Annotated in this window: 3 protein-coding genes; 2 read left to right on the top strand and 1 reads right to left on the bottom strand. The window is 42.2% G+C overall.

The window, feature by feature from the left end:
- Both AAFP11_RS30060 and AAFP11_RS30065 read left to right on the top strand, forming a co-directional pair.
- Window positions 1–932: radical SAM protein (locus AAFP11_RS30060; protein ID WP_341740287.1), on the top strand; the 932-nt coding region annotated here is incomplete at its 5' end.
- Window positions 933–1,132: 200 nt separating this feature from the next.
- Entirely contained in the window at window positions 1,133–2,155 is a 1,023-nt protein-coding gene (locus AAFP11_RS30065) for an Rpn family recombination-promoting nuclease/putative transposase (protein WP_341740288.1), read from the top strand.
- Window positions 2,156–2,311: 156 nt separating this feature from the next.
- Here AAFP11_RS30065 and AAFP11_RS30070 read toward each other — a convergent pair whose 3' ends face one another.
- Complete coding sequence (locus AAFP11_RS30070) at window positions 2,312–2,728, bottom strand: pre-16S rRNA-processing nuclease YqgF (RefSeq protein WP_341740289.1); 417 nt, start codon at window positions 2,726–2,728, stop codon at window positions 2,312–2,314.
- Between the last annotated feature and the right edge of the window lie 368 nt (window positions 2,729–3,096).

Below are 3,096 nucleotides of genomic sequence, written 5' to 3' on the forward strand. Positions count from 1 at the left end.
GTAATTATCAGTACATCGAGACCATTTGGCCGGAATTTTCCTATTATCTACAGGATAGGGACTTCTACATCGGCGTCCAAACCAAGCGCGGCTGTCCTCACAACTGCTGTTACTGCATTTACACGGTGATTGAAGGTAAGCAAGTGCGGATCAATCCAGCGGATGAGGTGGTGGCGGAGATTAGACAATTGTACGATCGAGGTATCCGCAATTTCTGGTTTACCGACGCTCAATTTATCCCCGCCCGCAAATTCATTGATGACGCCGTTGAACTCTTGCAAAAAATCATCGCCGCCGGCATGACAGACATCCACTGGGCTGCTTACATCCGTGCGGATAATCTCACACCAGAATTGTGCGATTTGATGGTAAAAACGGGAATGAATTACTTTGAAATTGGCATCACCAGCGGTTCCCAAGAATTAGTGCGCAAAATGCGTATGGGTTATAACTTACGAGTTGTTTTGGAAAATTGCCGCGATTTAAAAGCCGCCGGTTTCAACGATGTTGTTTCCGTAAACTACTCCTTTAATGTGATGGATGAAACCTTTGAAACCATCCGCCAAACCATTGCTTATCACCGGGAATTGGAGCGGATTTTTGGAGCGGACAAAGTAGAGCCAGCGATTTTCTTTATCGGGTTACAGCCCCACACAATTTTGGAAGAATACGCCTTTAAACAGGAGATTTTGCAACCTGGTTATGACCCGATGAGTTTGATGCCTTGGACAGCACGAAAATTGCTGTGGAATCCTGAGCCTTTGGGTTCGTTTTTCGGTCAAATTTGTTTGGAAGCTTGGCAGCGAAATTCCAATGATTTCGGCAGAGAAGTGATGGCTATTTTGGAGGAAAAATTGGGTTGTGCTGACTTGGAAGAGGCTTTGAGTGCCCCGGTAGAAGTTAAACAAAAACAGCTAACATCGGTTAGTTAATCACAGGTTAGCAGTCAGGAATTTAGTCCTGAAACTGGGGGAAAGGAAATCAAATATATTTTCTATTTCCCCTATTTTTTGATATATAGCAACCGCCAAGGGTGTGACACAGGAATTATACGAAATTTCTCAGAAACCCACGCCTGGGCAGATTACAAACTTTGGGGACTTGTTGTAACACAAATTAGGAGCTAAAAACCATGAGTTTTATTGACCCTAGAACAGATTTTGCCTTTAAAAAAATATTTGCTTCAGCCGAAAGCAAACCCATTTTGATTAGTTTTCTCAATGGCTTGATTTATCAAGGCAATCCCACTATTCAAGATTTGCAAATTATCGATCCCTATCAAGCCGGAAAATTAATGGGCTTGAAAGACAGCTACTTAGATGTCAAAGCAACTCTCGATAACGGCACGATTGTTGTCATCGAAATGCAAGTTTTGAATGTGAAAGCTTTTGAAAAAAGAATTGCCTACAATGCCGCGAAAGCCTATGCGAATCAACTGATGACTGGTAAGGGATACCTACAATTAGACCCGGTAATTGCCTTGACAATTACTGATTTTACTTTGTTTAATAACACGAATAAAGTAATTTCTCGCTTTTCTTTTAGGGAAGAGGAAGAACATTTTGATTATTTGTTTCCGGTGATGACTCTAATTTTTGTGGAATTACCGAAATTCAATAAATCTATTGCCGAGTTAGAATCTCTGGCTGACAAGTGGATTTATTTTATCAAGGAAGCGCCCAGTTTGGAAATGGTTCCAGAATCCTTGGAAACTAATTCAGCAATTCAGCAAGCTTTCAGTATTGCTAACAGTACAAATCTCAGCAGGCAGGAATTAGATGAATTGGAGGCGCAGGTGTTTTATTTTCAAGATCAACAGAGGTTTAGAGAAGAAGCTTTAGAAGCAGGGTTGCAGCAGGGTTTGCAGGAGGGGTTGCAGCAGGGTTTGCAGGAGGGGTTACAGCAGGGTTTGCAGGAGGGGTTACAGCAGGGTTTGCAGGAGGGGTTACAGCAGGGTTTGCAGGAGGGGTTACAGCAGGGTTTACAGCAGGGAAAAAGCAATCTGGTGCTGCGTTTGCTAACACAAAAACTCGGAACTTTGGACGAGTCAATCCAAGCTAGAGTTTTACAGTTGTCCAGCGCTCAGTTAGATAGTTTAACGGAATCTTTGTTTGATTTTAATACGGTGGATAATCTGGTGAATTGGTTGCCATGAAAAGGGCTCATCCAGATTTTGCATAGGCGAAGCATGACCGCAGACAATTTATTAGGGATAACCAGAGATTTACAGCGGTCATGCTTCGCCCCTACGAATATATTTGCACTCATTGAGATGCACCCAATGAAAACATAGCATCCCAAGCTTTCGGAATTAATGTATCGGTTGCGTAAGTCCAGTCTGATTTAAATACCGTTCAATCAGGACGATCGCCACTATATCATCTACGGGTCGCGGTGGAGTCCGCATCCCCAGCGGAATCAAGCGATTGAGTCCCGTCGCAGGGTACATTTGCCAGTAACGTTCCTTTGCTTCTAAACTGCTGTATCTCTCATCAATCTGAGTAATGACGATGGAAGGTGACAAACTCTGGGTAAGTTGTTGTTTCCATTTCTTAGAAGTTGTTTGATCTCCCATCACCAATAAGTCAATGGGAAACTGTTCGCAGAGAGATTGAATAGTCGAAATTGCACTTTCTGAGGGTACAACTTGATGGTATGAGATATTATTATCTGTACCCATGACGGCGACACCGCACTTGTCTTTACCTGGATCGAAACCTAAAATCATAGTTATTAGTTATGGGTTCTTACTTATGAGTTAGCAATCAGAGCCATTCTGGTTGATTTTTCCTTGTTTTGTTTAGAAAACTTTGCAGATTATGACAGCAATTTTACTTGACTTTTTTGTGAAATTGACATATCATAGCATCATGGAAATCTGTGTGGTCATATAATGTAGTCCCTGGTTAAGTAGCTTCAGCGCTCAAGCGCAATTACCAACTTTTGTGCGATCGCCCAAAATATCAGAACCGCTCTGTTAAACCTACCCAAAATTACCAAAGTCTAGACTTAGCTGGACATTAGAAATTTTGGTGTTAACTTCCTGATTCATCGTAGTCTCAAGATGACTCTTGAGAGGTTTGTCTACTCCACAGG

It is taken from the genome of Microcoleus sp. CAWBG640, from assembly GCF_020883015.1.
Classification (GTDB): domain Bacteria; phylum Cyanobacteriota; class Cyanobacteriia; order Cyanobacteriales; family Microcoleaceae; genus Microcoleus; species Microcoleus anatoxicus.